This is a genomic window from Ochrobactrum sp. BTU1 (genome assembly GCA_018798825.1).
GTDB lineage: Bacteria > Pseudomonadota > Alphaproteobacteria > Rhizobiales > Rhizobiaceae > Brucella.
This window is the reverse complement of the sequence record CP076354.1, coordinates 2,167,355-2,190,131: the sequence shown is the minus strand read 5'-3', so window position 1 is coordinate 2,190,131 and position 22,777 is coordinate 2,167,355. Positions and strand designations below refer to the sequence as shown.

Below are 22,777 nucleotides of genomic sequence, written 5' to 3'. Positions count from 1 at the left end.
CTCTTTCGCCAGAATTTTATTTCAGTCTTTCCGGCTTTACCATTGGAAAAACTCAACTAAAGTCTCACTCACAAGATTTCGGGAGGGAATTTTATGAGTGGATTTGCGGTCGTCACCGGTGGCAGCACCGGCATTGGCAGGCATCTGGTCTCAGCATTTGCCGAAGCAGGTTACACTGTGGCTTTCAGCTATCTTGGCGATGAAGACGCTGCAGAGACACTCATGGAAGAGATTGAGCTTTCAGGCGGTCAGGCGCTGGGAGTCGCTTGTGATGTTGGCGTTGGAAGTGACGTTGACGCATTTTTCGATGAAGTCTGCAGCTGGTATGGCGATGCGCCTGACGTGCTCGTCAACAATGCCGGTATTCAGACCTGGGGGGCGTTGCTGGAGCTTTCGGAAGACGATTGGGACGATGTCATTCGCACTAATATGAAGGGCTGTTTTCTCAACACACAGGCAGCAGCGCGCCGCATGGTCGAGGTCGGCAAAGGCGGTGCGATCATCAATATAGGCTCGGGCTGCAACAAGCTCGCTTTTCCCAGCCTCGTTTCTTATACGGCATCAAAAGGCGGTATCGAGCAGTTTACCAAAGTCTCTGCTGTTGAGCTTGGGCCGAATGGTATCAGGGTCAATTGTGTTGCGCCGGGCGCCATTCTCAACGAACGCACAATGCAGGAACAGCCCGACTATGCAGACACCTGGAGCCGGATCACGCCGCTGCGTCGCGTTGGTTCTGCCGAGGATATATCAGGGCCGGTGCTGTTTCTGGCGTCCGACGCTGCGCGTTTTGTGACAGGGCAGACGCTCTGGGTCGATGGTGGTGTATTCTCGCAGGCCAACTGGCCTTATGGGGGGTAAGCCCCCATTCCTCATCTTCCGCGCATCTGTTCGCCTGCGTGTTTTGCAAAGCGCAGGTTCCAGAAAGTTGCTGTCAGCGATATTCCGGTGACGATAAAGAAGGCGATCGAGAAATCCGAGGTCAGTGGCACGTCTCGGTCGTGCCAGGCCATGGATGAATGAAGGGCCAGCGCGCCGATACACACACCAAAGGACAGCATGAGCTGCTGGAAGGTTGAGTAAAAGCTGTTGGCCGAGCTCATCCGCTTTTCATCAACCTTGTCATAGGCCACCGTATTATAGGCGGTGAACTGGAACGACATTGAAAAGCCGGACATGAACAGCACGGCAAAAATCAGCCAGTGTGGCCATTCAGGGCCGAAGAAGCCACAAATCGCATAGCTGCACGATGAGAATATGCCGTTCACCACCAGTGACGAGCGGAAACCGAACCGGCGGATGATCTTGGGTGCGAAGGCTTTCATGGCCATGGAACCGAGCGCTGTGGCCAGTACCATATTGCCTGCAGAAACCGCTGAAATGCCAAAGGCGACCTGCAGCATCAAGGGCAACAGGAAGGGATGCGCCCCTTGAGTGATGCGGGTGATCGATCCGGCAATCATCGAGGTGCCGAAGCTTTCAATCCGCATCAGCGAAAAATCGAGAAGCGGGGCGGGATGCCGGCGTGAGTGGATGACGGTTGCAATTGCAAACACGATGCCGACCACAAAGAATTTGGCTGCCAGACCGCTGGTCGTGCTTGCACTTTCAAGGCCGAAAAGCAGCGCGCCAAGTGCTATGCCGGACAGGATCAAGCCGACGAAATCAAACGGCTCTCTGGTGTCGCTTTTATATTCGCCAATATAGAGCGAGACGAAAATCATGCCCAGAATGCCAATTGGCACATTGATGTAGAAAATCCAGCGCCAATCGAGCCAGGTCACGAACAGACCACCGATGGGAGGGCCGAGGATCGGGCCCATCAGGGCAGGGACCAGCATCCATGACATTGCCGAGATGAGATCCTTGCGCTCGACCGAGCGGATCAGAACCAGACGTCCGACCGGCAGCATCATGGCTCCGCCGGCACCTTGCAACAGACGGGCAAAGACCAGAAAGGGCAGATTTGGCGCCTGTGCGCAAAGGATCGAGCCGAGTATGAAAATGCCGATGGCAAAGCGGAACACGGTTCGGGTGCCAAAGCGATCGGCGATTTTGCCGCTTGCGGGAATGAAAATCGCAAGGCTGAGCAGATAGGAGGTGAGCGCCACGCTCATCGAAGGGGCGGCGACATCGAAATCCCGGGCCATTGTCGGCAATGCAGTCGCAAGGATGGTAGCGTCGAGCTGTTCCATCAGCATCGCGCTTGCAACGATCAGGGCAATAATCCGGAAATTGCTTTTCGCTTCCAGTGACGCGGTCGGTTCACTGGTCGAAGTCTGGGCTTCCGGCATAACACTCATGGTAGTTTCAGCTTTGCGAAGGCGCGGGTCTGCCCGTCAAAGCAGCCAGCATTACGGTCGATCGTCTCGGACGATCCTGGGGGATGTGTTCACGGTCAGGCTTTTGGTTCCAGGAACAGTTCTGCGCCTTGTCGCAAGACGAGCGCACGGCAAAAAAACATGCCAACCAGTTAGAGGGACTAAGAAGCCCACCGCAAGACCGTGAGCGGGTATAGCACAGGTTACGGAAAATCACAGGACTTCAAGATAATTTGAGCGCGAAGGGATTTGCCTGCCCGGACGATGAATGGTGATCCCGACTGGATTCGAACCAGTGGCCTCAAGATTAGGAATCTTGCGCTCTATCCTACTGAGCTACGGGACCAGTCATCAGAAACGCTCGTATTTGCCATTGATTCCAATGGCTCGAGCATTTTTCGACACATACTGTTTTTCATGGCTTTCGCCAACCCCGCAAAAAGCGGGGCAGGCGCATTTCTTTTGAACTCTGGATCAGGCAGCGAGTGCTGTTTCGATCACCGACACGAAATAGCTCACACCATAGGGAATTGCTTCATCGTTGAAGTCATAGGCCGGATGATGCAGGCCGGGTGTGTCGCCATTGCCCAGGAAGATATAGGCGCCCGGGCGCGATTCCAGCATGTAGGAGAAATCTTCTGCAGCCATCATCGGAGCCACATCGGTTTTCACCTTGCCTTCGCCAGCCACATTTTTTGCAACGCGGGCTGCAAAATCAGTCTGGTCATCGTGGTTGTAGGTCACAGGATAGTTGTTCTTGTAGCGAACGGTAATTTCCGCACCGCTCACCGATGCAATGCCTGCTGCTGCTTCACGAATACGCTTTTCGGCATAGGCGCGGGTTTCCTTGCTGAGCGTGCGCACTGTGCCTGAAAGCTTGGCCGTTTCAGGAATGACGTTATAAGCCTCGCCTGCGTGAAACTTCGTGACCGAGATCACGAGGGAATCGAGCGGATCGATATTGCGCGAAACAATGCCCTGAATGGCGAGATGCAGCTGTGAACCGGCAAGGATCGGATCAATCGTGCGGTGCGGTTGCGCTGCATGGCCACCGCGTCCCTTGATCGAAAGGTCGAATTCATCGGTTGCGGCCATGATCGGGCCTTTGCACATGGCAAACTGACCGACGGGAAGGCTTGGCAGATTGTGAACGCCATAGACTTCCGAAATGCCGAAGCGATCCATGACACCGTCCTGAACCATGGCAAGCGCGCCAGCGCCGCCTTCTTCAGCCGGCTGAAACAGCAAAACGGCAGAACCGCGGAAGTTGCGGGTCTCAGCGAGATATTGAGCGGCACCCAGCAGCATTGCCGTGTGACCGTCATGTCCGCAGGAATGTGCCTTGCCCGGATTTTTCGATGCCCATTCAACGCCGCTGGTTTCAGTGATTGGCAGCGCATCCATATCGGCGCGCAGGCCAATGGCCGGACCATCACCGTGACGCCCCTTGATGACCGCGACGACGCCGCTGCGGCCAACGCCGGTTTCGACCAGATCGCAGCCGAAAGATTTCAGCTTTTCTTCGACAAAACGTGCCGTTTCGTGAACGTCATAGAGCAGTTCAGGGTTCTGATGCAGATGGCGGCGCCATGCGGCGATCTCGCTTGCAGTTTCGACGACACGATTAAGCACTGGCATTTCGGAAATATCCTGAGATTCTCAATAAGCAGAAGTAGTGAGGATATGACGTTTCAGTGAAAGCGGGCAATCCCTATTTGCCTTTTGATTGCCATATGGCTTAGATAGAAGCAGTGTAAATCTTCCTTTTTGAATGACGTATTCGCACGCCGTTGTCACTTTAGCAGGTTGATACAACAGGAAGCGGAATCGATCGCCCGCAGACATTGCGGCTCTTGCTGATTGGAACTACGAATGATCTCGAAGTCGTTGAAAATCCTTTGCACAGCAGCGGCTCTTTCGGCCCTGACCTTGTCTGCTGCTCTGGCTAATCCATCGATTGCTGTGGATGTGGCCACCGGTAAGGTTTATTCCGCGCAGGACCCTTTCCAGCGCTGGTATCCGGCTTCGCTGACCAAGATGATGACCGCTTATGTCACGTTCCGCGCGCTTCAGTCGGGTCAGATGACGCTTGAATCGCCAGTGAAAATGACTGTCAATGCCTCGAAAGAGCCGCCGAGCAAGATGGGCTATCGTCCAGGCTCCGTGATGACGCTCGACACTGCGCTCAAGATCATGCTGGTAAAGTCCGCCAATGACGTGGCGGTTGCTGTTGCGGAATCCGTTGGCGGTTCGGAATCGGCTTTCGTGCAGCGCATGAATGCAGAAGCGCAGCGCATCGGTATGAGCGGTTCGCATTTTGCCAACCCGAATGGCCTGCATGATCCGAACAATTATTCGACCGCGCATGATTTGGCCGTTCTGGGCGTGCAGCTGCGTCGTGAGTTCCCGCAATATGCCCATTACTTCGGAACCGAAGCCATCGATACGGGCGACGGCAAGAAGCCGCAGGCCAACTACAATATTCTGCTTGGCCGTTTCGATGGTGCTGATGGCATGAAGACCGGCTTCGTTTGTGCTTCCGGCTTCAATTTGGCCAGCTCCGCGACCCGTCAGGGCCGCACCATTCTGGCTGTGGTTCTGGGTGCTGATCGTCAAGAAACGCGTGCGGTTCAGGCAGCACAGCTGATGACCGATGCTTTCCGCAACAATGGTGCCGGAGTGCCAACGCTAGGCAGCATGGTGCCGCCAGCAAACAGCGCCGCCTATCAGGCTGTTGATATGCGCAAAGCCATCTGCAGCCAGCAGGCCATGGCCGACCGCTGGGATGGTCGCGATGTCGAGGGCCGTTTGCAGCTCAACTCGCCCTATATTCATGCGATGACCCGCGAGCCGGTTCCCGTTGAAGTCGGCCTTGTTTCGGCTCCACCTGCAAAGGTGACGAAAGTCGGTCAGCTTGATATTTCGCAGGTTCCTGTGCCGATGCCACGCCCGCAGCGCGCAGCTGCCGGTGTGAATGCAGCCACAATCAACTAAGTCTGAGATCATGCCACAACCAATTCCTGCTTCTGTACTGACCGGCTTTCTGGGCTCGGGCAAGACGACACTGCTTAACCGGCTGCTGAAAGATCCAGAGCTGACCGATACGGCAGTCATCATCAATGAATTTGGTGAAGTGAGCATCGATCACCTGCTGGTGGAAAAGGCCAGTGAAGGTGTGATCGAGCTTGCCGACGGCTGCCTGTGCTGCACCGTGCGTGGTGAACTGGTCGATACGCTGGCTGACCTGATCGACCGCCTCCAGACCGGGCGCATCAAGGCATTGAAGCGGATTATCATCGAGACGACAGGTCTTGCCGATCCGGCACCTGTGCTGCACTCAATCATGGGTCATCCTGTTCTCATGCAGGTTCTGCGCCTTGATGGCGTGCTGACAACGGTTGACGCCGTCAACGGCATGGCAACCCTCAACAATCATGAGGAAGCTGTTCGTCAGGCAGCGATGGCTGATCGCATCATCATTACCAAAGCTGATCTGCCGGAGGCGCAGGCCGGACTTGCAGAGCTCAAGGCACGGCTCGAACAGCTTAATCCGGGTGCCGATATTCTTGAAGCATCCGATGGCCGCACCGGCTATGCGGCGTTGTTTGAATGTGGGCTTTATAATCCGGAAACAAAGACGGCGGATGTTCAGCGCTGGCTTCGTGCGGAAGCCTATGAGGATGATCATCACCATCATCATGATGACCACGATCATTCGCACCATCATCGCGATACGCATTCTGGGCATGGCCATGTCTGCGGACCGGATTGTGATCACGATCATGACCACGGCCATCACCACCACCACCACCATCATCATGATGATGCCATTCGTTCCTTCTCTCTGCGTCACAAGGAACCGATCCCGTTCTCGACATTCGAGATGTTTCTCGATCTGCTGCGCTCGACCCATGGCGAAAAGCTTTTGCGCGTGAAGGGCATTGTTCAGATCGCCGAAGATCCGGATCGTCCGCTGGTCATTCATGGTGTGCAGAAAATCTTTCATCCGCCAGCACGACTGCCGAAATGGCCCAAGGATGAGCATGAAACGCTGCTGGTGATGATTGTGAAGGATTTGCCGGAAACCTATGTGCGCGAGCTTTTCGACGCGTTTCTCGGCAAGGCAGGTATTGATCGTCCCGACCGCGCTGCGATGATGGACAATCCGCTGGCTATTCCGGGCTATTCAACACGCTAGAGCTTTTCGCGGTTAGTGTATCCGCTGCGCTCGCTCTATCTCTTTGTTTTTTATGCGCATCTTGTTCCGAAAACCGCTTCGCACTTTTCTGCGATATGCTTTAGAGCGCGTTTCGATCTGATTGTATCAGATCGGCGCTCTAAGCCTTTTATTTGAAGCATAATCTTATCGACCCTCGTTTCACTTCGATAGGACTTATGCCTCAGACATTATTTCTTCTGAATAAGAAAACGGTGAAGGTTTTCGTCGCGCTCCTGCTTGAGCAGGGCGTGGCCTTCCTGCGTGCAGAAATGCGGAAGGTCGATACCGGATAAAGGATCGGTTGCTTCGACCCAGAGAAGCGCGCCGCTCGGCAAATCCTGCAGGCGATTGCGCGTCTTTAAAACGGGAAGAGGGCACTTAAGCCCTCTCAGATCATAGACGGGAACGTCTTTATCCATCTGGTATTAGTTACCACCCAGCTTCCACCAGGCCTTCTTCTTTTCCGGTGCAGGTGCTGCAACAGCATCTGGGACCGTGCTTGCGGTGGTCATCGGTGAAACCGCTGCCGGATTTTCCTGCGGAACAGGGACTGCCGCAGTCTGAGCCGGAGTAGCAACTGCTGGCGTTGCAGCAATGGCTGTCGCAGGCTGTGCCGAGATCGGCGTTGCCGCAGGCTGGATATCCGGTGCATTTGGCGTTTCAGCCGATGCTGGCGAAAGCGACGGCGGTTCGCGCGTTACCTTCTCGCCGCGTGCACGCGCTGCACTCCATGCAGAGACCAGCTTAGCTTCTGCGATGCCCTGAATGGACGGCGAAGGCTTCTTCTGTGCCGCGCTGAATGCGGACTGGAACGTCTTTTCATAAGAAGACGTGTAAGCCATGGATTCCGAGCCGACCGAAGGTGGGCAGGCATCGGTCGCCGAAAGCGGCTGACCATCTGGCGTTGGCACGTTGAAGACATAACGCTTTTCGCAGACATCAACCTTTGGCGGAACCTTGGTTGTTTCAAAAGCGTCATAGCCCTGCTTGAGCATCTTCCAGAATGCGTAGTTCTGGTCGCTCTTGTAACGTGCCATGTTGGCTGCGGTCATGCGGAACGGGAAAGCCTGAATCTGGAAGTCGCGCTGACCGCCCTTGAAGGCATCGCGGCCAAAGGCATAAATCTCGCTGACGCTTTCGTCGGTCATCGAATAGCAACCCGATGACGAGCAAGCGCCATGCACCATCAGATTCTGTCCGGTACGGTTGTGCGCGCGGTCATAGGCGTTCGGGAAGCCAATGTTGAAGGCAAGGTGATATTGCGAATTCGGGTTCATTTGTGCCGGGCGAACATTATAGAAGCCCTCTGGCGCCTGACGATCACCCTCTACGAACTTCGGACCAAGCTTGCCTGACCATTTGCAGATCTCATAAGAGGCAATCTGGTCGTATTTGCCGTTGTTCTTCTGCTTCCAGACTTCGAGGACGCCTTCTTCCTTGAAAATACGAACCATCACCGGCGAAGTGCGCGTCATGCCCTTCGATTTCATCTTGGCGACGATTTTCTCGGAAAGAGGTTTTTCAGCGCGTAAGCTGAGATCGGAAACGGACGAGCCCTGACAACCGGCAAGCAGAGCGGATGCCAAGAGTGTTCCAAGAAGTGCGGTTCTGATCTTCATATCGCATCGAGCCTGTTAGAGCATTTCCAGCAAAAGTGCGAAGCGGTTTTGCATAGGATAATGCGTAAAAACAAATAGGTAGAACAGCCAGTATTCAACTTTCATCAGAATCTGATCGAAGCTGCGTCACCGACGCATTTAAGCAAATCTGACTTTTCGGTGCCCGGATATTAACAACTAAACCTTTCGGTATCGTTGATAAACCGTTGCTCAAATACCTAAAAAACAGAATGTCCGCAATATGGCGGAAATAATGGCACGATGCAAATCCGGCGCACCAAGGGCGCGCCGGAGCCAATTTTTGAAATTGTTGGTAAATTAAAGGTTACGACCGATGTCGAGGAACTTCTGACGACGTTCCTGCTTGAGCGTTTCGCCATCGACATCCTTCATCGAGCGCAGCGAGGCGGTGATGATGTCGCCCGCAGCCGCAATAACGGCATCCTTGCCGCGATGTGCGCCGCCAAGCGGTTCCGGGATGATGCCGTCGATGACCTTGAGATCGAACAGATCCTGCGCAGTGATGCGCATGTTGGAAGCTGCATCCTTTGCACGCGTGGAATCGTGCCAGAGGATCGAAGCTGCACCTTCAGGTGAAATCACCGAATAGATCGAATGTTCGAGCATATAGACGCGGTTTGCGACAGCAATCGCGATCGCGCCGCCCGAACCGCCTTCACCGATGATGATCGAGATGACAGGCACGCGCAGCTTGAGGCATTCAGCGGTGGAGCGCGCAATGGCTTCCGCCTGACCGCGTTCTTCAGCGCTCACGCCTGGATAGGCACCGGCAGTGTCGACGAAGGTGATCAGCGGCAGCTGGAAACGGTCAGCCATTTCCATGATGCGCACAGCCTTGCGGTAGCCTTCCGGACGGGCCGAGCCGAAATTGTGCTTGAGGCGCGTCTTGGTATCCGAGCCTTTTTCCTGGCCCAGAATGGCAACGGCCTGACCATTGAAGCGGGCAAAGCCGCCCTGAATGGCTTCGTCATTGGCAAACTGACGGTCGCCTGCCAGTGGCGTGAATTCCGTGAACAGCTTGTCGATATATTCGAGGCAATGCGGACGATCCGGATGGCGGGCGATCTGCGCCTTCTGCCATGGGGTCAGCTTGCGGTAGATATCTTTAAGCGCATCGGCCGAGCGTTTCTCGAGACGGCTGATCTCGTCGCTCATCTCGACACTGCCCTGTTCCTGAGCGAGTTTCTTCAGCTCAAGGATCTGGCCTTCGAGGTCGGCGACGGGTTTTTCAAAATCGAGATAGTTATACATCGGGCCTGACTATTGTGCGTTTCCAGAGATGTTGGCCATAAAACACGCTAGAAAACGGCTGTTTTACGACGCCTTACATATTTACTTCATGCGCATCTTGCAAATTTTTCTGAAATTCTCTTACCTGCAGAGCGCTTAATCGGCAAGCGGGTGATGTTCACTTACCAGCTTATGCAGTCTTTCTTCCAGAACATGCGTATAGATTTGGGTGGTAGAAATATCCGAATGGCCGAGCAATTGCTGCACGGTTCTCAGATCAGCACCGTTTTGCAAAAGATGGCTGGCAAAAGCGTGGCGCAGCACATGCGGAGAGATCGAGGCGCTGGAGAGGCCGGTTCGTGCGGCAAGCCCTTTTAATTCGCGCGCAAAGACCTGTCGCGCCAGATGACCGCTTTCGGAGAAAGCCGGAAACAGCCAGGGATTGTCGTCATAGCCGGGCAATGAATCGCGCAGAGAGAGAAAGTTCTGCAGTGCTTCACGCGCTTTTTGCGACAGTGGGACCATGCGTTCTTTCGAGCCCTTGCCGCGAACGATCAGAAAACGATGATCGGTGCGTGCCACACTGACTGGCAGCGTGACCAGCTCTGAGACACGCAGGCCCGTTGCATAAAGTGTTTCAAGTAGTGCGTGCAGGCGCAGCGCCTTGATACGCTCAGCCGGTTCCGGCGCTTCCCTTGCCTCAAGATCGGCGCGATCAAGAAGACGGCCGACATTTTCGACGCTCATGATCTTTGGCAGCGGTTTCTGCTTTTTAGGGGCATCGATAACGCCGGTCGGATCGTCCTGCCGGAAGCCTTCAGAATAAAGAAAACGGAAGAATTGCCTGAGTGCCGAAAGACGCCGTGCCTGCGAGGTGGCGGCAAAGCCTTCGTTCGACATGCCATCGAGAACATGGCGGACATCTTCGGTCTTCGCTTCTGCCAGATTAACGCCACGCGTCTGCATCACATCGGCCGCAGCTTCAAGATCGCGGCGATAGGATTCAAGCGTGTTGCCCGCGGCTCCACGTTCAGCGCTCATCATTTCAAGAAAGTTTTCGATGGCCAGTGAAGCGCGCATATTACTCCTGTCCAGTTTCGCTTGTTACCGGTTCATTGTCCGATACGGCAGGCGGCGGCGGTGCCACGACGGTCTGCTTCAATTTTGATGAGGGAATCTCGACCGTAATTTCGTGCGTGGTCGGTTTCACAAAGTTGGCAAGTGAGAACATTGCGCCATAGACTATGGCGGCAATAACAGCGAGCAAGGCAATGATGCGCGTCAGCGTGGGCATGAAGCGTTTATGCTGTGCTATTGAGACGAAAGCAAGGACGGGCAGTTCCGGCGCATAAAAACCCATGTCCGGTTCATTTTAGCCGATGAAAGCGATTGACGCCGCACGGTTTTTCATGTGGAACCGGAGGAAATGGATGAGGTCAATGAGCAGCACAACAAAACAGACAAATCTTAACGAGCAAGCGGATGCCGTCCGTCAGCTTCTTGGTGCGAAAGTCGTTGTTCTTGTTGGGCTGATGGGCGCAGGAAAATCGACCGTCGGCCGCAAGGTCGCAACCATGCTCGGACTGCCGTTTAAAGATGCGGATAATGAGATTGAATCTGCAGCCCGTATGACCGTGCCTGAACTTTTCGATGCCTATGGCGAAGCCGAGTTTCGGGATCTGGAGCGCCGGGTTATCCTGCGGCTGCTTGAAGATGGTCCTATGGTGCTTGCCACCGGTGGCGGTGCTTACATGAATGCCGAAACCCGTGAGGCGATTGCTGCCAATGGCGTGTCCATCTGGCTGAATGCTGAGCTTGATGTACTGATGGATCGTGTTTCGCGCCGTCAGAACCGGCCACTTCTCAAAAATGACGATCCGCGCGGCGTGATGCAGCGGCTGATGGACGTGCGCTATCCGGTTTATGCGCTCGCTGATCTGCATGTGATGACGCGGGACGACAAGAAGGAAGTGATTGCCGGTGAACTGATCGACGTTCTCACCGCGCATCTCACCAAGGGCGAAGCCTGACAATAGAGCGTGTCGCGCTTAAATTTAAACGCCACGCTCGCTCTATTTTGTTGTTTTTACGCATGTCGTTATCGGAAAGCCGCTTCTAAATTTTCCGCAACATGCATTAGGAGACTATCTGCATGAATACCCCTTTGAGCGCCGACAGTGTGACAGTTCCGGTTTCGCTGGGGGACCGATCCTATGAAATTCTGATCGGAAAAGGCCTGATCGCGCGCGCTGGCGAAGAAGTCGCAAAGCGTCTGCCGGGGATTCGTATGGCAATCGTCACCGACGAAAATGTTGCCAAGGCTCATCTCGAAGCTCTGAGCGCAAGTTTTGCCCGTGCAGGTATCGAATCCACGCCGGTTGTTGTGGCGCCCGGTGAGAAGTCAAAGTCCTTCTCGACACTGGAAACTGTGACCAATGCCGTGCTGGCCGCTCGTCTTGAACGTGGTGATGCAGTTGTGGCTTTTGGCGGTGGTGTTGTGGGTGATCTGTCCGGCTTTGTTGCCGGTATCGTACGTCGCGGCATGAGCTTCGTTCAGATGCCAACCTCGTTGCTTGCACAGGTGGATTCGTCCGTTGGCGGCAAGACTGGCATCAACACGCAGTTTGGCAAGAACCTTGTCGGCGTGTTTTATCAGCCGCAGCTTGTGCTGGCCGATACGGAAGTGCTTGATACACTGAGTGAGCGTGAATTCCGTGCAGGCTATGCAGAAGTGGCCAAATACGGCCTGATTGACCGTCCGGATTTCTTCGCCTGGCTTGAAAAGAACTGGCGTGAAGTCTTTGCAGGTGGTGCTGCACGCACACAAGCAATTGCCGAATCCTGCCGTTCGAAGGCCGCGGTTGTGGCGCGCGATGAGCGTGAGAATGGTGACCGTGCTTTGCTCAATCTCGGACACACATTCGGTCATGCGCTTGAAACCGCGACCGGCTATGATTCAAGTCGTCTGGTGCATGGCGAAGGCGTTGCCATCGGCATGGCCTTAGCGCATCGCTTTTCGGTCAAGATGAACCTTTGTGGCGTCGAGGCTGCCGAACGCGTTGAAGCGCATCTGAAAGCTGTCGGGCTGCCGACATCGTTGCATGAAGTGCCGGGTGGCCTGCCGGATGCTGAAAAGCTGATGGATTACATTGCGCAGGACAAGAAAGTGGCGCGTGGTGCGCTGACATTCATTCTGACGCACGGCATCGGTCAATCCTTCATTGCCAAGGACGTACCGCCTGCAGCAGTATTGGAATTTCTGAAGGAACGCCTCGCCGTCTGACCCCGAAAGGAATACGAGAATGATTTTCGAGCTATGGATCATGTGTGGCATCATCCTGCTCTGCATCATTCTGTCGGGCTTTTTTTCCGGCGCGGAGACGGCACTGACCGCCGCATCCCGCGCCCGAATGCTCACTTACGCGCATAATGGCGATGAACGCGCTACAGTGGTTCAATATCTCATTGGAAGGCGCGACCGGCTGATTGGTGTGCTTCTGATTGGCAACAACCTCGCCAATATTCTTGCCTCGTCGATTGCTGCCAATATCTTCCTGCACCTGTTTGGTGATGCAGGGGTGGCCTATTCGACGCTGGCGATGACCATCATTCTGGTCATTTTTGCTGAAGTGCTGCCCAAATCCTGGGCCATTTCCAGCCCTGACCGATTCTCGTTGAATGTTGCACGCCCTGTTTCAGCGGTTGTAACTTTTCTCGGCCCGGTTTCGGGACTGGTGAACTGGATCGTGCGCAAAATTCTCCGATTGTTCGGTGTTAATCTCGCATCCGGCCGTTCGATGCTTTCCGCACAGGAAGAATTGCGCGGTGCGGTCGAAGTGCTGCACCGCGATAAATCGCTGATCAAGGAAGATCGTGATCAGCTTGGCGGTCTGCTGGATCTTAAAGAACTGGAAGTCAGCGATGTCATGGTGCATCGCACATCCATGGGCACGATCAATGCTGATGCGCCTGCTGATCAGATTGTCGGTGATATTCTTGCAAGCCCGCACACGCGTATGCCGGTCTGGCGGGATGAGATCGATAATATCGTCGGCATCATCCATACCAAGGATCTGCTGCGCGCGCTTTACGATGTCGATAATGATTTCTCCCGCATCGACATCATGAAAGTGGCGCGCAAACCGTGGTTTGTGCCTGACACAACCACACTTCAGGACCAGCTCGACGCGTTTCTGCGCCGCAAGGCGCATATTGCCGTCGTTGTTGACGAATATGGTGATGTGCAGGGATTGGTAACGCTGGAAGACATTCTCGAAGAGATTGTCGGCGACATTTCCGATGAACATGATATCGACATGCAGGGGCTGCGGTTGCAGCCAGACGGTTCGATTCTGGTCGATGGCTCTTTGCCGATCCGTGATCTCAACCGCGCGCTGGGTTGGAAGCTTCCGGATGAGGAAGCGACCACCGTTGCCGGTCTGGTGATTCATGAAACGCAGACCATACCGGAAGTGAAGCAGGCATTTACCTTCCACGGAAAGCGCTTTTCGGTGCTGAAAAAGGAAAAGAACCGCCTCACACGTCTGCGCATCGTGCCGCTGGATGCCGATGGCAAACCGCTTTCTGGTGTCGTCGTTGCGAAGGTTTCATCCTGATGGCTGTGCCATCCAGCAAACAGGAACTGCTTGAGGCAATTCAAACAAATTATGCGCGGCTGTTGCTTGATCTTTCACGCGTTGAGCCGGAGCAGACCAAATCCAGAACCATGGAAGGCCATGCAAAGGACACGCTGATGAGCGTGCATGATCTCGTCGCCTATCTGACCGGATGGAACGAGCTGGTGCTCAAATGGTGCGAACGGAGCGATCAGGGGCTTACAGTCGATTTTCCGGAAACAGGTTTCAAATGGAATGAACTTGGTGCTTTAGCGGCCAAGTTTTACCGGGATTACGAAACGCTATCCTTTGAAGCGCTTTTATCGCGATTTGAAACGGCAAAGAATGCGCTGCTGGCCTTAATCAAGGCGCGTACGGACACTGAGCTTTACGGCGTCCTCTGGTATGAAAAATATACGCTGGGCCGCATGATCCAGTTCAACACGTCCTCGCCCTATGCCAATGCGCGTGGTCGTTTGCGCAAATGGCTTAAAGCGTCAGCATAAAACATCAGCGGCGTGTCGCTTCGCCGGGCGCAGTAGGCTCCAGTGCGAGTGCGTGAACGCCGGTTTCCAGCTCTTCTTTTAAAAGATCGTTGATGGCGCGATGGCGCGCGATGCGACTCATACCCTCAAACTTGGCAGATACGATGCGCACGCGAAAATGTGTTTCGCCGGTACCATCATAGACCTCATGATGGCCACGATCTTCGTGATGATGGCCTGCATGGAGGTGGCTTTCATTTATGATTTCAAGCCGTTCCGGAGAGAAAGCTGCATTAAGCTTGGCTTCCATTGAAGATTGTTTGCTATTGTGAATGGACATTTTGGCCAGTTCTCCCCATATAGACGTTGTGCCTCATATAGACGTCGCCTCGGCGGCAACCCGTGGGGCAAATCCGCACAGGAATTGCAATCTGCATCAAAATTTCGCCCTGAATTCATGGCCAAAACCATTCAGGATGAAATGTCAATTCTTGTTTAGTCACTCTTAATTCGCATAATCCGATTCGATGACAACGCACTCAAAACTTTTCGACAGCATCCGCATCCGTCCCAAGAAGGAAGCGGAAAAGAAGTCCAGCGGTCCCTGCTGCCAGTGGGACGGTTGCGATAAGCCGGGCACGCATCGTGCGCCGGTCGGGCGCATGCGCGAGGGTGAATACCTTCATTTCTGCGTGGATCATGTCCGGGAATATAATAAGAATTTCAATTATTTCTCCGGTTTGTCCGACGGCGAAATCTCGAAATTCCAGAAGGATGCGATCACCGGCAATCGCCCGACTTGGTCGACGGCATCCAACTCCACCGCTTCCGCACGCACGTCGCCGGATATGGCGACCCGTCGTTCGGGTTCGGCTGCCTATCACAATCGTCTGCGCGATCCGTTCAATTTCGTCAAAGATGCGAAAAGCAATCCCGGCACTGCCAAAGCTGTGCAGCGCAAACCGCGCACTTTGGAAGTAAAGGCGCTTGCGACGCTCGGTCTTGATGCAAATTCGACTAGCGATATGATCAAGTCGCGCTATAAAGAACTTGTGAAGCAACACCATCCCGATGCAAATGGTGGTGACCGCGGGTCTGAAGAAAGATTTCGCGAGGTCATTCAGGCTTATCAATTGCTCAAGACAGCAGGTTTTTGCTAAAGCCTCTGTGGGCTTTATGAGGCCGAGTATCAGGGCATGTTCAATGCCCTGACGGACATTCATCTACTGCGCTTGCGCGCAGATGCGATTACGGATGCCCGCAACTGAACAGAAGGGCGTCATCCGGTTCACCGAAAGGCTCCCTGATCGAATTTGAATGTCGCGGCCGGACAGTCCTGCCGCTCTGGAGGCATGATGAACAAGGTTGAGCGGGATATAGCCAATTTGCCGGATACAACGGTTTCGGTGCGCGAAGTGTTCGGAATTGATTCCGACATGCGGGTGCCAGCCTATGCGGCAGGCGATTCCTATGTGCCGGAACGCGATCCGGATTATCTTTTCGACCGTCAGACGACGCTCGCGATCCTCGCAGGTTTTGCATTTAACCGCCGCGTGATGGTTTCAGGCTATCACGGCACCGGTAAGTCGACCCATATCGAACAGGTCGCTGCACGCCTCAACTGGCCTTGCGTTCGCGTCAACCTCGACAGCCATGTCAGCCGTATCGATCTCGTCGGTAAGGATGCAATCGTCGTAAAAGACGGTATGCAGGTTACTGAATTCAAGGACGGCATTCTGCCTTGGGCCTATCAGCACAATGTTGCGCTGGTTTTTGACGAATATGATGCGGGTCGCCCGGACGTCATGTTCGTGATCCAGCGCGTTCTGGAAACTTCGGGCCGTCTGACCTTGCTCGACCAGAGCCGCGTTATCCATCCGCACCCGGCTTTCCGTCTGTTTGCGACCGCCAACACCGTTGGTTTGGGCGACACGACCGGCCTTTATCATGGCACGCAGCAGATCAACCAGGCCCAGATGGACCGCTGGTCGATCGTCACCACGCTCAACTATCTGCCACACGACAACGAAGTGAACATCGTTCTCGCCAAGGCCAAGCATTACCAGAATGCGGAAGGCCGTGAGATCGTGAACAAGATGGTTCGCGTTGCCGACATGACCCGTCAGGCTTTCATCAACGGCGATCTTTCGACCGTGATGAGCCCGCGTACCGTCATTACATGGTCTGAAAATGCCGCGATCTTCAATGATGTCGGCTTTGCATTCCGCCTGACCTTCCTCAACAAGTGCGATGAGCTTGAGCGCCAGACGGTGGCTGAGTTCTATCAGCGCGCTTTCGGTGAGGAACTTCCAGAATCTGCTGCCAATATCGTATTGGCATAAGGCTGGATGAAACCTGCCGCCCATAACGGGCGGCGGTGCTTTGTATAAAGTCAGGATAGGCAGATGTCGGGCCAGAAGTCAGCAATAGGCGATAATTCGCGCGAGCGTAAAAACGGGCCGGTTGATTCCGAGCCGTTCAAGCGGGCAATGACCGCGACCATGCGCGCTATTTCCGGCGAGAATGAGCTGGAAGTGGCTTTCAGCAATGATCGTCCGGCGCTGACCGCCAATCGTGCCCGCCTGCCTGATCTGCCAAAACGTCCGACGGCGCATGATGTTGCCGTTACGCGCGGTCTGGGTGATTCCATGGCGCTGCGTCAGGCGCGCCATAATGCCCGTATTCACGCAAGCCTTGCGCCGGAAGGCAAGCAGGCGCGCGCAATTTATGATGCGGTCGAGCAAGCGCGTGTGGAATCCATTGGTGCCCGCGCAATGGCCGGTGTTGCCGATAATCTTGCGACTATGCTCGCAGATAAATATGCCCGCGCCAATTTCTCCGATGTGACCGACAAGGAAGATGCGCCGCTTGAAGAAGCGATCTCGCTTCTGCTGCGCGAAAAACTGACCGGTCGCAAAGCTCCTGCCGAAGCTGGCCCTGTACTCGATCTCTGGCGCGAGTGGATCGAACAGAAGGCCGGTGCAGAGCTTGCCCGTCTTGGCGAAAATCTGGAAGATCAGCAGGCTTTTGCGCGCACCGTGCGCGATATGCTCGCTTCCATGGATATGGCCGAGGAGCTTTCTCAGGAAGAGCAAAGCGACGAGCAGGACGAAGATAACGAACAGACGCCCGACTCAGACGAAAACGAGGAAGGCGGCGAAGAAAGCCAGGAAGGCTCTGATTCGGCTGAAAGCGAAGAATCGGACAGTTCCAGCGAAGAAGGTGAGCAGGGCGAAATGGATGCCGCCGATGCGGCTTCCGACGATATGGACGACAGCGAAGATGTCGATGCGGAAACGCCGGGCGACACGCGCCGTCAGAACCAGCCTTTTGCCAATTTCGCAGAGCATGTCGATTACAATGTTTTTACGCGCGAATTCGATGAGGAAGTAGAAGCCACCGATCTGTGCGATGAGGCTGAGCTTGATCGTCTGCGCGGCTTCCTCGACAAGCAGCTGGCCAATCTGCAGGGCGTTGTTGGACGTCTCGCAAATCGTCTGCAGCGCCGTCTGATGGCGCAGCAGAACCGTTCCTGGGATTTTGATCTGGAAGAGGGCTATCTCGATACGGCGCGTCTGGTGCGCATCGTGATCGACCCGACACAGCCGCTTTCCTACAAGATGGAACGCGATACGGATTTCCGTGATACGGTCGTGACGCTGGTTATCGATAATTCCGGCTCGATGCGTGGTCGTCCGATAACGGTTGCAGCGACCTGCGCCGATATTCTTGCCCGCACGCTGGAGCGTTGCGGCGTGAAGGTCGAAATTCTCGGCTTCACCACCAAGGCCTGGAAGGGCGGTCAGTCGCGCGAAGCATGGCTGGGCCGTGGCAAGCCGTCCAATCCGGGTCGCCTCAACGATTTGCGCCATATCATCTATAAGAGCGCCGACGCGCCATGGCGCCGAGCACGACGCAATCTCGGCCTGATGATGCGCGAAGGTCTGCTCAAGGAAAATATCGACGGTGAAGCGCTGATCTGGGCGCATCAGCGTCTGTTGGCTCGTCCTGAACAGCGCAAGATCCTGATGATGATTTCCGACGGTGCGCCGGTGGATGATTCAACGCTTTCGGTCAATCCGGGCAATTATCTTGAGCGCCACTTACGCGCGGTCATCGAAGAGATCGAAACCCGTTCGCCGGTTGAGCTGATCGCTATTGGTATCGGTCATGACGTCACCCGCTATTATCAGCGTGCCGTGACCATCGTGGACGCGGAAGAGCTAGCCGGTGCAATGACCGAGCAGCTTGCATCCCTGTTCGAAGAACGGGGCGCAGAAGGCAAAGGCCGCGGACGCCGTCGCGCAGGTGGCCGATAATACCAAGGCGCCGAGACGCTGGCGCATCGCGCCTTGAAAAAGACCAATGCCACCCGGGCTTAACCAAAACTCCATGAACCATACTCATGGAGTTTTGGCATAAGATAGAGGGGCATTTTGAGCGCGCATTTTATCCTAAAACCGGATTCCACTTTTGGGAAAGCGCTTTCGGGCCTCTTTTAAGCCTGCTGGCGGGTTGCCGCGAGCACGATTTCGCGAATGCAGACGCCCTGTGGCTGGTCATAGGCGTAGACAATGGCGCGGGCAACGTCGTCCGCTGAAAGCACAGGCGCACCCATATCCTTCTTCCATGCTTCATAGCCTGCCTTGATGCCTGCGTCGTTGGTGTGGCTGAGAAGTTCGGTCTCGACGGCACCTGGAGCTATCGTCACAACGCGAACGTCATGCGGCGAGAGTTCCTCACGCAGATTCTCAGAAAGCCCGTGTACGGCGAATTTCGTGGCCGTATAGGCCACATGATTAGCGAATGTCTTGCGACCTGCCACCGAGCTGATGTTGATGATGGTGCCATGTTTGCGTGCCACCATGCCTGCCGAGACGGCATGGATGCCATTAAGAAGGCCTTTGACATTGACCTCGAGCATCCGGTCCCATTCATCCGGGTTCTGCTTCGTTGCATCGCCCAGCAACATGACACCGGCATTGTTGACGATGACATCCGCAGGGCCGAACTTGGCTTCGGCTTCCTGAACTGCAGCTACAAGAGCCTTTCGGTCGGTTACATCGACCGACTTGCAGAGCGTGTTGGGCAGGTTGAGCTTTTCCATGACGTCCAGTCGACGCGCAAGAAGCAGCAGCGGATGGCCACGATCAGCAAACATCTTCGCAGTAGCCAGGCCAATGCCAGAACTTGCGCCGGTAATAATGACGAGCGGAAGTTTTTCCTTATTAAAGGACATCTCATTCATCCTTATCTAAATATAAATATCTCAACGAAGAAGCATTAAGACCGCTAAGGAAATAAATCTTCGCGGATCATGCTTCTTGTTAACAATATAGAAAATGGCTCCGATAAAGAAAGACGGACGATCATCCGTCTTTTTATCGAAGCGCGTTTCTTATAGGCTTTACTCGCTGAGAAAAACCAATTTTTATTCAGATAAACGGATCGTGACTTCTAAAGATTAGTGTTTTTCGCGGCGTTGGCTCGGTCTGGCGCATAGAGTGCCGGTGCGAAAATCGCCAGAATGGCACCATAAGGCACCAGCATCAGCGTTCCCATCACGACCTTTACGAAGAAGTCACCGAAAGCCAGCGAAGCCCAGAGGGGTACGCCAAGGCCAAGGAACGAGGCGGGTTCTGCCAGCGACGAATCGGGCATGCCGGTCATCGCGTCGATCCACGCAAAGCTTGCAGCAAAGGCGATGGAGAAGAACAGGATCGTATCAACGACCGAGCCGAACATTGCAGCTGCGAAGGGCGCCTTCCACCAGGTCTTCTGACGCAGGCTATTGAAGACTGTAATGTCCATGAGCTGTGCGATCAGGAATGCCGAGCCGGATGCAATGGCAATACGCGGGGTTGCAAGCCAGATCGACATGAGGACACCGAGCACAAAACCGGCATAGACGACCTTGCGTGCGGCTGAAGGACCGAAGCGGCGATTCGTCAGATCATTGACGAGGAATGCCACCGGATAGGTGAAAGCACCATAGGTGAGCAGTTCACCAAGGCCAAAATGCTGGAAAGGATATTGGACAAGGATGTTGGATGCAGCCACAGCTGCACACATCGCTATCACCGCCGGCAATAGCCGGGCAAAAGAAGGACCTGTAATAGGCATTTTTTTATCCTGGGTGATGGAACCAGCAAAAAAGGCTGACGCGAGTCAGCCTTTTTTGTCAAACTTTAAAAAGCTGATTGCTTATGCAGCAGCTTCAGCCTGCTTCTTAGCGATCTGACGCTTCAGCAGGCGAGCGCGCTGCGAAAGTTCCTTGTCGTCAGACTTGACGAGGAATGCATCAAGACCACCGCGATGCTCAACCGAACGCAGAGCAGAAGCGGAGATGCGCAGACGATAGCTCTGGCCGAGAACTTCGGACATCAGCGTAACGTTGCAGAGGTTCGGCAGAAAGCGACGACGCGTACGGTTGTTCGCGTGGCTTACATTGTTGCCGTACTGGACCGAGGTGCCGGTCAATTCACAAGCGCGGGACATTTTGGTCTCACCTTCAAATTTTTGTTTCTCAGGCCCCGACTCGAATGTCCGAATTCAACGCAATCATAGCAGTATTTCTGCTGCTGGCGCGCGATCTCGGACAGGCGGCCTATTGGGAAAGTCGCGTTTCTATAGTGAGAGTAGCGATTACAGTCAAGATAGATTCCGCCATGATGGCCCAAAGGCGCGCATTTACGGCCTTTTGCGGTATCGGAAGACCCTCCCGATCATAACTTCGCCGATTTTTGCTGTTCGACAGTTAATGCTGAAAGAGAATTCTACGCAGATTTGGAGCCATTTATAGTCAAAAGCGCAAAGACAAACTACAGCATGGGTCGGAAAAACAGAATCGGTTTTGCTGACGCGATGCGTGGATTTGGATTGCTGGGGCACTGTTCGTGCGGGTGCACGGTGCTTCACGGGGCGAATATCGTGAAAGGAAAATCTGGCATGATCGAGCAATCGCATTTCTTCAAGCCGGTGAAAAGCGAGTGGATGCAGAATGGGGCAGCGCGGCGGGGTGTTGCATTGCTAACCGGATTGGCGATTGCGAGCGTGGCTGCAATAAGCAGCGCTCAGGCAGACGCTCTCTACCGAACAGAGTATGAAATCTCGATGTTCGGCCTCTCGATCGCGCGTTCCGCGATTGAAACCACCGTCAAAGGTTCGAGTTACGGTGTGAATGGCCGCTTCAAGACATCAGGCATCGCGCGCGTTTTCGATGATACGGACGGCACCGTCTATGTTGGCGGTAACTCGGTTCAGGGTAAAGTTATTCCATCCGCTTTCGATCTTGCTTACAAGCATGGGCGAAAGAACAAGAGTACCAAGATACGTTTTTCGAGTGGCAATGTGACCGAATCGGAAAATCTGCCGCCGGTTAAAAAGCGCGATCCTTGGGTGGAAACAGCCCCCAATGATCTGGTCAATGTGAGTGACCCGCTCAGTGCGCTGATGATTCCCACCAAAGATCCAAAAGCCGTGTGCAATCGCACGCTTCAAGTTTTCGATGGTCAGACCCGTGCCGACATCCGGTTGGCGTTCAATGGCACAGAATCTTTCACGACGGAAGGTTTTACGGGCGAATCGGTGATCTGCTCGGCCAAGTTCGTGCCGATCTCAGGCTACCAGAAGGGCAAGAAGGCCATCGACTATCTGAGCACGCGCAGCAAGATGACGATCTCTTTCGCTTCATTAGGCAATTCCGGCATCTATGCGCCGGTTGTTGCCCGCATAGGCACGCAGCTCGGGACGCTGAAAATCGAGGCGACTCGATTCGAGAAGATTCAGTAAGGCGATGGCCGCTTATTGATGGTTGCGTCTGAAGTTTAGTGCTTCGGATGTACGCATTCATCGTGATTGCCCAGGATTTCGATAACGCGGCACTGGTCGATACGGCCATGTGCCGTGCAATCCAGCATCCGCAAAAGTTCAGTTTTCAAAGACAATAGTTTGGTGATGCGATGCTCGACATCGATCAGGCGCGCGCGTGCAATAGAATCAGCTGCAGCGCACGACTGGTCGGGATTGTCCTGAAGGTCTAAAAGCGTGCGGATCGCATCCACTTCAAAGCCCAGATCGCGCGCATGGCGGATGAATAACAGCCGCTGAATATCGGCATTGTCATAAAGGCGGCGATTTCCTTCCGTGCGCGGAGGCACCGGGAGAAGCCCGATTTGCTCGTAATAACGGATAGTTGGCACTTTCACACCGCTGGCTTTCGATGCTTCGCCAATCGGAACATTGGTAATCATTTTTTCTCTTGCTCCTC

General features: G+C 54.5%; 23 protein-coding genes and 1 tRNA gene. 11 read left to right on the top strand and 13 right to left on the bottom strand.

The genetic code is table 11. The annotated features are described in order from the left end of the window. Positions 1–93 precede the first annotated feature (93 nt). Complete coding sequence (locus tag KMS41_10585; GenBank protein QWK77513.1) at positions 94–858, top strand: SDR family oxidoreductase; 765 nt, start codon at positions 94–96, stop codon at positions 856–858. A gap of 11 nt (positions 859–869) precedes the next feature. On the opposite strand, the gene KMS41_10580 is transcribed toward KMS41_10585, so the two are convergent. From KMS41_10580 to KMS41_10570, 3 genes are all read right to left on the bottom strand, one after another. After that, positions 870–2,291 (bottom strand): DHA2 family efflux MFS transporter permease subunit, encoded by a 1,422-nt coding sequence (locus KMS41_10580; protein QWK78847.1) that lies wholly within the window; start codon positions 2,289–2,291, stop codon positions 870–872. Between the two features lie 296 nt (positions 2,292–2,587). Further along, positions 2,588–2,664 (bottom strand) — tRNA-Arg (locus KMS41_10575). A 128-nt stretch (positions 2,665–2,792) separates the two neighbouring features. Continuing rightward, on the bottom strand, positions 2,793–3,956 hold the full coding sequence (locus tag KMS41_10570; protein ID QWK77512.1) for an amidohydrolase: 1,164 nt from the start codon (positions 3,954–3,956) through the stop codon (positions 2,793–2,795). A gap of 234 nt (positions 3,957–4,190) precedes the next feature. Here KMS41_10570 and KMS41_10565 point away from each other — a divergent pair, with 234 nt between their 5' ends. Next, entirely contained in the window at positions 4,191–5,312 is a 1,122-nt protein-coding gene (locus tag KMS41_10565) for a D-alanyl-D-alanine carboxypeptidase (protein QWK77511.1), read from the top strand. 10 nt (positions 5,313–5,322) lie between these two features. After that, positions 5,323–6,516 (top strand): GTP-binding protein, encoded by a 1,194-nt coding sequence (locus KMS41_10560; GenBank protein QWK77510.1) that lies wholly within the window; start codon positions 5,323–5,325, stop codon positions 6,514–6,516. A 209-nt stretch (positions 6,517–6,725) separates the two neighbouring features. Here KMS41_10560 and KMS41_10555 read toward each other — a convergent pair whose 3' ends face one another. The 5 genes from KMS41_10555 to KMS41_10535 form a co-directional block, all read right to left on the bottom strand. Continuing rightward, entirely contained in the window at positions 6,726–6,956 is a 231-nt protein-coding gene (locus tag KMS41_10555) for a sulfurtransferase TusA family protein (protein QWK77509.1), read from the bottom strand. A 6-nt stretch (positions 6,957–6,962) separates the two neighbouring features. Continuing rightward, positions 6,963–8,156, bottom strand: coding sequence for a hypothetical protein (locus KMS41_10550; GenBank protein ID QWK77508.1), 1,194 nt, complete (start codon positions 8,154–8,156; stop codon positions 6,963–6,965). 318 nt (positions 8,157–8,474) lie between these two features. Continuing rightward, positions 8,475–9,428, bottom strand: a complete 954-nt coding sequence (locus KMS41_10545; GenBank protein QWK77507.1) for an acetyl-CoA carboxylase carboxyltransferase subunit alpha — start codon at positions 9,426–9,428, stop codon at positions 8,475–8,477. A gap of 135 nt (positions 9,429–9,563) precedes the next feature. Further along, complete coding sequence (gene xerD, locus KMS41_10540; GenBank protein ID QWK77506.1) at positions 9,564–10,487, bottom strand: site-specific tyrosine recombinase XerD; 924 nt, start codon at positions 10,485–10,487, stop codon at positions 9,564–9,566. 1 nt (position 10,488) lies between these two features. After that, a complete protein-coding gene (locus tag KMS41_10535; protein ID QWK78865.1) occupies positions 10,489–10,767 on the bottom strand; it encodes a hypothetical protein in 279 nt (92 codons plus the stop codon). Between the two features lie 79 nt (positions 10,768–10,846). Between KMS41_10535 and KMS41_10530 the strand changes: the two genes are divergently transcribed. The 4 genes from KMS41_10530 to KMS41_10515 all read left to right on the top strand — a co-directional run bounded on the left by KMS41_10530 (position 10,847) and on the right by KMS41_10515 (position 14,529). Then, positions 10,847–11,437, top strand: coding sequence for a shikimate kinase (locus tag KMS41_10530; GenBank protein QWK77505.1), 591 nt, complete (start codon positions 10,847–10,849; stop codon positions 11,435–11,437). Between the two features lie 122 nt (positions 11,438–11,559). Beyond that, positions 11,560–12,690 (top strand): 3-dehydroquinate synthase, encoded by a 1,131-nt coding sequence (gene aroB / locus KMS41_10525; GenBank protein QWK77504.1) that lies wholly within the window; start codon positions 11,560–11,562, stop codon positions 12,688–12,690. Between the two features lie 19 nt (positions 12,691–12,709). Further along, complete coding sequence (locus KMS41_10520) at positions 12,710–14,023, top strand: HlyC/CorC family transporter (GenBank protein ID QWK77503.1); 1,314 nt, start codon at positions 12,710–12,712, stop codon at positions 14,021–14,023. Beyond that, entirely contained in the window at positions 14,023–14,529 is a 507-nt protein-coding gene (locus tag KMS41_10515) for a ClbS/DfsB family four-helix bundle protein (protein ID QWK77502.1), read from the top strand. Before KMS41_10520 ends, KMS41_10515 begins: the two co-directional genes overlap by 1 nt. Before the next feature lie 4 nt (positions 14,530–14,533). On the opposite strand, the gene KMS41_10510 is transcribed toward KMS41_10515, so the two are convergent. After that, complete coding sequence (locus KMS41_10510; GenBank protein ID QWK77501.1) at positions 14,534–14,848, bottom strand: BolA family transcriptional regulator; 315 nt, start codon at positions 14,846–14,848, stop codon at positions 14,534–14,536. A gap of 187 nt (positions 14,849–15,035) precedes the next feature. On the opposite strand from KMS41_10510, the gene KMS41_10505 reads away from it, so the two are divergent. From KMS41_10505 to cobT, 3 genes are all read left to right on the top strand, one after another. Continuing rightward, positions 15,036–15,668, top strand: coding sequence for a J domain-containing protein (locus KMS41_10505; protein QWK77500.1), 633 nt, complete (start codon positions 15,036–15,038; stop codon positions 15,666–15,668). 195 nt (positions 15,669–15,863) lie between these two features. Further along, positions 15,864–16,850, top strand: coding sequence for a cobaltochelatase subunit CobS (cobS, locus tag KMS41_10500; protein QWK78846.1), 987 nt, complete (start codon positions 15,864–15,866; stop codon positions 16,848–16,850). A 63-nt stretch (positions 16,851–16,913) separates the two neighbouring features. Beyond that, the gene (gene cobT / locus KMS41_10495; GenBank protein QWK77499.1) at positions 16,914–18,827 is read left to right on the top strand and encodes a cobaltochelatase subunit CobT; all 1,914 of its coding nucleotides are present in this window, start codon (positions 16,914–16,916) and stop codon (positions 18,825–18,827) included. A gap of 179 nt (positions 18,828–19,006) precedes the next feature. Here cobT and KMS41_10490 read toward each other — a convergent pair whose 3' ends face one another. The 3 genes from KMS41_10490 to rpmB all read right to left on the bottom strand — a co-directional run bounded on the left by KMS41_10490 (position 19,007) and on the right by rpmB (position 21,006). Then, on the bottom strand, positions 19,007–19,747 hold the full coding sequence (locus tag KMS41_10490) for an SDR family oxidoreductase (protein QWK77498.1): 741 nt from the start codon (positions 19,745–19,747) through the stop codon (positions 19,007–19,009). 218 nt (positions 19,748–19,965) lie between these two features. After that, a complete protein-coding gene (locus tag KMS41_10485) occupies positions 19,966–20,631 on the bottom strand; it encodes a queuosine precursor transporter (protein QWK77497.1) in 666 nt (221 codons plus the stop codon). Between the two features lie 81 nt (positions 20,632–20,712). Then, positions 20,713–21,006, bottom strand: a complete 294-nt coding sequence (gene rpmB / locus KMS41_10480; GenBank protein QWK77496.1) for a 50S ribosomal protein L28 — start codon at positions 21,004–21,006, stop codon at positions 20,713–20,715. A 450-nt stretch (positions 21,007–21,456) separates the two neighbouring features. Here rpmB and KMS41_10475 point away from each other — a divergent pair, with 450 nt between their 5' ends. Next, complete coding sequence (locus tag KMS41_10475) at positions 21,457–22,299, top strand: DUF3108 domain-containing protein (GenBank protein QWK78845.1); 843 nt, start codon at positions 21,457–21,459, stop codon at positions 22,297–22,299. Between the two features lie 35 nt (positions 22,300–22,334). Here the strand turns inward: KMS41_10475 and KMS41_10470 are convergent, their stop codons facing one another. After that, positions 22,335–22,757, bottom strand: a complete 423-nt coding sequence (locus KMS41_10470; GenBank protein ID QWK78844.1) for a helix-turn-helix domain-containing protein — start codon at positions 22,755–22,757, stop codon at positions 22,335–22,337. Positions 22,758–22,777 lie beyond the last annotated feature (20 nt).